The sequence below is a fragment of the Microcystis sp. M53602_WE12 genome (assembly GCF_030065455.1).
Classification (GTDB): domain Bacteria; phylum Cyanobacteriota; class Cyanobacteriia; order Cyanobacteriales; family Microcystaceae; genus Microcystis; species Microcystis aeruginosa.
The window spans coordinates 1-7,342 of record NZ_JASJFB010000820.1; the positions used below are offsets into that span (position 1 = coordinate 1).

10 protein-coding genes are annotated in these 7,342 nt (G+C 44.2%); 6 read left to right on the forward strand and 4 right to left on the reverse strand.

Going from position 1 to position 7,342, the window contains the following annotated elements; translation table 11 throughout:
* Positions 1–320: 320 nt before the first annotated feature.
* On the reverse strand, positions 321–758 hold the full coding sequence (locus PX482_RS25215) for a hypothetical protein (protein WP_002763759.1): 438 nt from the start codon (positions 756–758) through the stop codon (positions 321–323).
* Between the two features lie 949 nt (positions 759–1,707).
* Between PX482_RS25215 and PX482_RS25220 the strand changes: the two genes are divergently transcribed.
* The 4 genes from PX482_RS25220 to PX482_RS25235 all read left to right on the forward strand — a co-directional run bounded on the left by PX482_RS25220 (position 1,708) and on the right by PX482_RS25235 (position 3,375).
* Positions 1,708–2,064: a type II toxin-antitoxin system RelE/ParE family toxin gene (locus PX482_RS25220; protein ID WP_002763756.1), complete on the forward strand. Its 357-nt coding sequence runs from the start codon at positions 1,708–1,710 to the stop codon at positions 2,062–2,064.
* Positions 2,057–2,332, forward strand: coding sequence for a helix-turn-helix domain-containing protein (locus tag PX482_RS25225; RefSeq protein WP_002763755.1), 276 nt, complete (start codon positions 2,057–2,059; stop codon positions 2,330–2,332). Before PX482_RS25220 ends, PX482_RS25225 begins: the two co-directional genes overlap by 8 nt.
* A 445-nt stretch (positions 2,333–2,777) precedes the next feature.
* Positions 2,778–3,062 (forward strand): type II toxin-antitoxin system Phd/YefM family antitoxin, encoded by a 285-nt coding sequence (locus tag PX482_RS25230; protein WP_002763754.1) that lies wholly within the window; start codon positions 2,778–2,780, stop codon positions 3,060–3,062.
* Positions 3,052–3,375, forward strand: coding sequence for a Txe/YoeB family addiction module toxin (locus PX482_RS25235; protein WP_002763753.1), 324 nt, complete (start codon positions 3,052–3,054; stop codon positions 3,373–3,375). Before PX482_RS25230 ends, PX482_RS25235 begins: the two co-directional genes overlap by 11 nt.
* A 189-nt stretch (positions 3,376–3,564) precedes the next feature.
* On the opposite strand, the gene PX482_RS25240 is transcribed toward PX482_RS25235, so the two are convergent.
* From PX482_RS25240 to trxA, 3 genes are all read right to left on the reverse strand, one after another.
* Entirely contained in the window at positions 3,565–4,182 is a 618-nt protein-coding gene (locus PX482_RS25240) for a CP12 domain-containing protein (RefSeq protein ID WP_002751597.1), read from the reverse strand.
* Between the two features lie 53 nt (positions 4,183–4,235).
* Positions 4,236–4,562 carry a hypothetical protein gene (locus PX482_RS25245; protein ID WP_002763752.1) on the reverse strand — a complete coding sequence of 109 codons (327 nt, stop codon included), beginning with the start codon at positions 4,560–4,562 and terminating at the stop codon, positions 4,236–4,238.
* A gap of 67 nt (positions 4,563–4,629) precedes the next feature.
* On the reverse strand, positions 4,630–4,953 hold the full coding sequence (gene trxA, locus PX482_RS25250) for a thioredoxin (protein ID WP_002763751.1): 324 nt from the start codon (positions 4,951–4,953) through the stop codon (positions 4,630–4,632).
* Between the two features lie 274 nt (positions 4,954–5,227).
* Between trxA and PX482_RS25255 the strand changes: the two genes are divergently transcribed.
* Together PX482_RS25255 and PX482_RS25260 are read left to right on the forward strand one after the other, a co-directional pair.
* A complete protein-coding gene (locus PX482_RS25255; protein ID WP_002763750.1) occupies positions 5,228–5,668 on the forward strand; it encodes a recombinase family protein in 441 nt (146 codons plus the stop codon).
* Positions 5,669–5,906: 238 nt separating this feature from the next.
* Positions 5,907–7,079 (forward strand): CBS domain-containing protein, encoded by a 1,173-nt coding sequence (locus PX482_RS25260; protein WP_043999540.1) that lies wholly within the window; start codon positions 5,907–5,909, stop codon positions 7,077–7,079.
* Positions 7,080–7,342: the final 263 nt, after the last annotated feature.

Genomic DNA, 7,342 nt, shown 5'->3' on the forward strand with positions numbered 1-7,342 from the left:
AGAGCTTTTCGTAAGTTTTTCTTTTCTTCTAAGTCTAGGAAATCTTTGGCTGGCATAAGTAGGATTTTTCTCAAGTTACTATTTCTATTTTAGGTGGTTTAAGTGCGTTTTAGCTTATCATTCCTGAATCAGTTTGTTAATTAATCGAGCCGTAGGTTGGGTTGAGCTATCATTATTGCTCTGGTATTACCAATCGGCTCAAAAGGCGAAACCCAACAAACATTGTGAAAATATTCCAGGAAGTTGTTGGGTTTCCTTGCGTCAACCCAACCTACGAGTCTTTATTCAGTGAACAGTTAACAGTTAACCGAGGTAATATATTACCTCCATTCAACTGAGAAATTAGAACCTACTAATCGCAGATAAACGATTCTTCCGGGCAAATTTCCTTTAAAGAGAATTTTTCCGTTAATGGGGACTCTAGAAGGCATATCTCTCATATATACTAGATCACGACCTATTCCTCCAATACGTCCCTCCGATCCCGTCAATTGCTTGCCGGTAGAATCAATGATGATAGAGTATTGGGGATAAAAAGTAAGATCTCTGACTTCCCCTAAGTTTGCAACCATAAAAGTACAAACTACAGAATTATTGTCTTTATTACAATTCTGAATCTCGAAAGCAAAACCATTGCTTACACGTCTCAAATTACGGGCTTGAGCAATATCATCGTGATTCTGATAGAAGTTAGAAGATAAAGCTGTAGTTAAGGCTAAAATTGGTAGCCATCTGAAAAATCCTTTTTTCATCACCATTCGCTACTCAGTACATAAGTGTTCGCCCCCTCGCAGCTAGGTGAAGCAACAACCCAACCCAACACCAAAGGCGGATAGTAGAACAATACACACTCCCCCCCCACAAATGTATCAAAAGCTACAATTTAATAAATCTTTATATTTCTCTCCCTAGCTTAGGGGTTGACAGAGCAGGGAGTCTCAGGTGTTTTCCGCTGTTTTACTGCTTCTCAGACGAACTATCGTCTTCCTTGAGTTATTGTGGCGCGGTCTGTCGGATTCGTCTTTGCGTTCATCTCTGTCTCGAAGTTGTTGAAGCGGATTGGCTCTGTTATTCTTTGTGTGATAAGTTTAACTTATATAGTGGTGATCGATCTCTGTGTCCTTTGTGTCTCTGTGGTTAGTTCCACTCACTGCCCCAAGACTGTATCTCAGAATACATTTTACCCACCAAACCTAAGAGAGCTGCGGATTCTCTATTTTGTTATAATTAGTGTCATTCGTTCGGTTTTGGCAGGGAAAAATATTCCGACACTTGCACAACTCTGACAATGTTAAGTACCTAAGCAAAATTAATTACACATATCGTAAGGATTCAGGTCATACAAAAAGCAGTCAAACCCATGCTGTGTAAGCATTTAGGCGAATTATGGCCAAATCCTCATTCTCATTAAGAAACGCTGAAAGGCTTAATTTTCGTGCTTATTGAGAATGAAACTGTTAGTTTAGCGAGTTCTGAGATTTGAGAAGCCGCTCTGTGACTGCATTTGAGGCACCTGAATCCTTACCACATATCTAACCACCTCTTGCATGAGTGCCCATCTTCACTAGGAAATTTATTTGGCACGACTACTTATTGAATGAAGATGTAAGATAATGCACAACCAATGACTGGCGATATGGAATCACTACAATCCAAATGAAATGGCATCACTAAAATATTGAAATGTTTTCTTAAACTGATTATTATATGAAGGAGATTGTTTTTTATCGTACCCAGTCAGGAGCCAGCCCCGTTGAAGATTTTTTAAATTCTCTGTCTGGAAAACAAGCTCAAAAAGTGTTGTGGGTGTTACGCTTAATTCAGGAGTTAGATTCTGTCCCGAGTCAATACCTGAAAAAATTAGTCAATACTGATGATATTTGGGAAGTGAGGGTTCAGATTGGCAATAATATATTCCGTCTGCTGGGCTTTTTTGGAGAAAGTGATTTAATTATTTTAACGAACGGATTTGCTAAAAAGACTCAAAAAACACCATCCCAAGAGATTAATTTGGCAGAGCAACGAAAACGAGACTACTTGAACAGGAGATTCGACGATGAGTGATGTAGAACAATATATTAACAGGAGAAAACAAACTGACAGTCAATTTTGCCAAGGCTTCGAGTCTGGTTATCTCAGTTTCAAGCTGGGAGTTATCTTATCACAGGCAAGAGAAGAAGCTGGACTGACTCAGGAAGAATTAGCGCGTAAGTTAAATTGGGATAAAGCAACGGTTTTCAACCTAGAAGAGAATGTGGAATCTGTCGGTATTTCTACTTTAGAAAAATACGTCAAAGCTTTAGGAAAGGAACTTATTGTGGAAATAAGATAGCGGCTTCTGTAGGTTGTAGATTCAGAAAATCCCGTCCCGCACCAACTAGCTGATAGACTGGGGATAAGCTGTACTGAATTTAAACTGCGTATTGGAATTTTTAGTACAAATGCTCGAACTTTCTCTCCCTGCTCCCTTCTCCCTTGCAGTCTTAACGAGCAATTCAGATAGTCAACAGCTTAATATCCCTCCAGCCAATCAGTTCATCTCCCTGAATCGGTGGAACTATTAGCTTTTCTAGGTTTGGCTAAGGAACAGCCCAACCCAACACCAAAGCTGTACGACAATAGAGTACACACAAAACTAAACTAAGCTGTAGCCTAAGCTACAATTTTATAAATCTTTACATTATTCTCCCTAACCAGCGATTCAGATTTTGGGGTTTTTGGGGAGTTCAAGAGCTTGGACTTGTACAATAAGGTTGTACAAGTATCCCCTAAAAATCATGTTAAGCAAAGAAACCACCTACTCTCAGGCGAGAATGAATTTAGCGAGTCTCTTAGATCAGGTGTGTGACGAATCTCAAATTATCGTCATTAAGCGTCGCAATCAGAAAAATGTGGCCTTAATTGCTGAAGATGAGCTTTCCAGTTTATTAGAGTGTGTTTATTTATTGCGATCTCCAGAAAATGCCCAACGCTTATTTCGCTCTTTAGCATGGACCCAGACAGAAGATGCAACTCCTCAAACATTAGCTGAATTGAAAGAGGAGTTAGGAATTGAGTCCTAAAAGAGAAAATAAGCCAGATAAACCTAAAAACAATCCTATTCATGATTATTTGCCCGTTTTTAGTCCTGATTTCAAAGCAGATTTAGCTTGGTGGTATCGGAACGAACCGAAAAAAGGCGATAAAATCTTAGACTTAGTAGCAGATATTTTGGATGGCGATCCGTTTACAGGATTGGGTAAACCCGAACCTCTTAAGTATATTGCTGCCGACACTTGGTCACGACGGATCGACTTAGAGCATCGTTTGGTTTATAAAGTCACAGGAAATAAGGTTTATTTTTTACAAGCTCGCTATCATTATCAATCAGGCTAAACTCAGACAAACCCATCAAGAACTGTTACAGGAGAAAGGGGACAAAGAACTTAGTGAGTCCCCCCTCGCAGCTAGGTGAAGCAACAGGCCAACCCAAGACAGAAGGAGGACAGCGAAACAGTACACACTAAACTAAGTAAAGCTGTAGCCTATGTTACATTTTAATAAATCTTTACATTCCTCCAAGATTTAATCCTCATAAATGCGGCACTCTAAGGCATCGGGATTGGCTTCGCAGTAGGACTGAAGTGAGTTAGTCCCCTGTTTTTTGACCCGTTGATGGGAGGCTTCGGCTTGGAGTTCCTCCACCACATCCCAGGCTGCGGCGCAATCGGGAGAGATTTCACCCTTGGCCGCACAAATTGCCCGCGCGTCTTCCCGGGCCGCTTCAATTTCATCTTCAATGAACAACCGCTTGGGCTTTTCGACAAAATCGCTCTTGAAGAGAATATCACTGACAGAAATAATGCCCAGCAAAGTTTTGCCCTGAATCACCGGGGCGCGGCGAATGCGGGTTTGAGCAAATAACCGGGCTACATATTCCACCCCCAGTTCGGGATTGACGACCACACAGGGCTTGGCCATAATTTCGTAAACCCGCATAGTTTTAGGATCGTGGCCAAAGGCCGCCACTTTGTAAACGATGTCGGTTTCGGTGACAATTCCATAGGGGTCCTGTTCATGGCGCGGTTCGACAATCAAACCCCGCAGTTTTTTTTCTTTCATCAATTTCACGGCATCGGCAACCGTTGCCGAACCACGAATGGTGACAACGTTTTGGGTCATAATTTCTTGAGCTTGTAGCATAGGAGTTGGATGGTGTTGTTAAATTAAAGAACTGGTATAAACGCAAAAGTTGACTAGGGTTGTCCCGATAGCAATTTCCTAGACTCTTGTGGGCTGAGTGCCACTTTGAACACAGATGACAAAGACCAATGGGCGATCGCTGGTTGGGTTTGGGGCGGCACAGCCGCAGCTGTGTTCCCCTGAATGCCTGGAGCATAGGCCTCCAGCACAGCGCCATTTTGCCAACACATGGCGATGAAATAATCACACACTGGGCATTCCGTCTGAGCAACCTGCCGGGCCGGACACTTATATCCTGCGGGTAGGCGATCGCTCAAGAGCCGTTGAGCTACGCTGCCACAGTTGGGACACCGAATTTCTATAAGCTTGTTCATCGCCATACCTCAAAATTGAATAGTGGTGTGAGAAGGAAAGGGTTAAGGTCGGACGTTTGTCCAGAGTGGAAGACTATAATTGTCGTTCTACTGCAGCGGTAAATTCTTCATAGGGTTTAACCCCAACTAATGTTTCTATCAATTTCCCCTGTTTAAATACCATGACAGCCGGAATACTTCTAATCCCAAAGCGTTTGGCTACGGGTTTGTTACTGTCCAGGTCAAGTTTGAAGACTTTGGCGCGATCTCGATAGTCATCGGCCAATCGATCGATCAACGGTGCCACCAGTTTGCAAGGTCCACACCAGGTTGCCGTGCAATCTACCACCAACAGGGATTCACTCTTTAAGAGGGAATCGAATTCAGTTTCATCTTGAATAAATGTAGCCGTACCCATGTTTATATCTCCAAATTGATTTTGTGTAACTTAGGACAAATTCTCTGATCGCTGCGTTTTACAATAGAAATCCAGCCTTGACCCGCTCCTCATCTAAAAATGCTTGGCCTTTGACCCTTTAACTTTGTCCGCCTCCCGGGGGTATCGTCTATAGTTTGGTCGTCCCAGACATCGATGGTGACATCTAGTCCCTGCTCATGCGCGGGTTTTACTTTCTAAGTCGTCATCGGCTGCCCCCAATCAAAACAAATTTGCGACGTTAAGTTGCGATAATATGGTTTTGCAAGTTATTGCATTGACATCCCCTATGACAGCGACCCCTTCAAACGATTTATCTGCCTGGGAGCGGCTAGAACAAGGCAGACAAGCAAAAGCAAGCAACGGTGGTTATGCGGGCTACGGCTCCCCTGCCTTTGGACAACGATCGATCGATGGGGAATTAGTGGATGATCCGGAAGAGTGCCGGGTCATTGAACTGATTCGCCGTCATCACAAATCAGGGAAATCCTTGCAGAAGATCGCCGATTGGCTTAATGAACAGGGCTACACCACCAAACGCGGTCAACCATGGCAGCGTATTTCCGTAAAGCGGGTGCTGGATCGACTTTATGGAAAGGTGTCCAGAATTTCCGGAGTAACCCTTCAGGCCGACCAGAACCCGGAAGTACTCACCCCAGCGTCTGGTGATGCCGCTCCTGAAACCATTAGAGGCTGAATAACCCCTAAATGAAAAGCTTCAGGCTTTAACCTGTTACATCCCTCTATGATACACCGAAGTGGGTCTAAAATCTTTACGAGTTTAATAAAAACTGTAACAAAACGTTACATCTTTTAGGAAAAAGTTAAATGACGCTACACTTTGAGATAGTTTTAGAACGGGTTTTAGCAACTCTGAGAGTCTGGGTTCTTTGCCCAGTGGCTGTTCTGTCTATCTTGGCCTTTGCGATTGCGGGATGGTGCTGATGTCCTTTGATACACCTCTGAGTTGGGCCCCCGATCTGGAAAAAGCGATCAATCGCCAGCCCTTGACGGTGCCGCCAACCACTTCCCTGGCAGATGCGATCGCCATGATCGGTCAGGCCCATAGTCGTCTGTGTTTGCTCACCGATGACCTATCCCCTCTAGCTGCTCCGGCCGGAGAAGCGCGTGTTAGCTGTCTGCTGGTGGTGCAAGGACAAGAGTTATTAGGAATTTTGACAGAACGGGATGTGGTGCGACTCACCGCCCAAGGGATTAACCTGTCCGAGACAACCGTTGCCGATGTGATGGTACATCCCCTGATCACGTTGCCCCAGCAATCTGCTCAAGACATTTTTGCTGCCCTGTTTTTGTTTCGGCGCTACCGCATTCGCCATTTGCCGATTGTGGATGACCAAGGACACTTAATCGGGGTGATCTCCCATGAAAGTATTCGCCAGATATTGCGTCCGGCCAATCTGTTGCGGTTTCGTCGCGTATCCGATGTGATGACCAGTCAAGTGGTACAGGCCCCACTCACCGCCACAGTCTTGCAATTGGCCCAGTTAATGGCTGAACATCGTGTCAGTTGTGTGGTGATCACCCAGAGAAATTCCGAAGACAATGACTACCCTGTTGGTATTGTGACAGAGCGAGATCTTGTCCAGTTTCAAGCAGTTCAAATCGATCTGCACAAAACTAGGGCCCAGACGGTGATGAGTACGCCCTTATTTCTCCTCAGCCCCGAGGATTCCCTGTGGACGGCCCATCAGGAAATGCAAAAACGGCGGGTGGGGCGTTTGGTGGTTTCTTGGAACTGGGGTCGGGGGTTGGGCATTGTCACACAAACCAGTCTGTTAAGGGTTTTTGACCCGATGGAAATGTATGGGGTGATTGAAAATTTACAACAAACCATTCAACAGCTAGAGTCCGAGCGATCGCCCTTCCCTCCTTCTCCACCAGCGGACTTATTACCCCAACGGACCCGCACCCCATCAGAAAAAGAGATTGTCAGCGATCGCGAATTATTACTAGCCTTGCTGGACAATGCTTACAAAGACGTAAAGTATATGTTGGCTAACTTAGATATTGTCGTCGAGCAGCGGCGATCTTTGCTTCAATCTGTTCTAGATAAGCTTGCCCACCTCGGTCGTGAAATTAGCTCTTAGTAAGCTGTTCGTAATTTACATTGCTTGTTGAGAAGAGGCAAGAGGCAAGACCCCCTAAACCCCCGACATGGTAGGGTTGATTCATGAATCAACCCTACTATCAATTAACCCTACTATCAATTAACCCTACTATCAATAAAATTGGGCTCTTCGGGAATTGTTATGCAAATAATTAACTTAAAATAAAATTCGATGAGAGTACCTAAGCTCAAAAGTAGCTGAAATCCATACAGGGAAGGACTTAAGGCATCAACAGGTTAATA

Bases quoted from the DNA above. Each gene is read 5' to 3' on its own strand.
- PX482_RS25220 (WP_002763756.1), top strand. From the start codon at position 1,708: ATGAAGGAGATTGTTTTTTATCGTACCCAGTCAGGAGCCAGCCCCGTT.
- trxA (WP_002763751.1), bottom strand. From the start codon at position 4,953: ATGGGTACGGCTACATTTATTCAAGATGAAACTGAATTCGATTCCCTC.
- PX482_RS25230 (WP_002763754.1), top strand. From the start codon at position 2,778: ATGTTAAGCAAAGAAACCACCTACTCTCAGGCGAGAATGAATTTAGCG.
- PX482_RS25245 (WP_002763752.1), bottom strand. From the start codon at position 4,562: ATGGCGATGAACAAGCTTATAGAAATTCGGTGTCCCAACTGTGGCAGC.
- PX482_RS25240 (WP_002751597.1), bottom strand. From the start codon at position 4,182: ATGCTACAAGCTCAAGAAATTATGACCCAAAACGTTGTCACCATTCGT.
- PX482_RS25215 (WP_002763759.1), bottom strand. From the start codon at position 758: ATGGTGATGAAAAAAGGATTTTTCAGATGGCTACCAATTTTAGCCTTA.
- PX482_RS25260 (WP_043999540.1), top strand. From the start codon at position 5,907: ATGGTGCTGATGTCCTTTGATACACCTCTGAGTTGGGCCCCCGATCTG.
- PX482_RS25255 (WP_002763750.1), top strand. From the start codon at position 5,228: ATGGTTTTGCAAGTTATTGCATTGACATCCCCTATGACAGCGACCCCT.
- PX482_RS25225 (WP_002763755.1), top strand. From the start codon at position 2,057: ATGAGTGATGTAGAACAATATATTAACAGGAGAAAACAAACTGACAGT.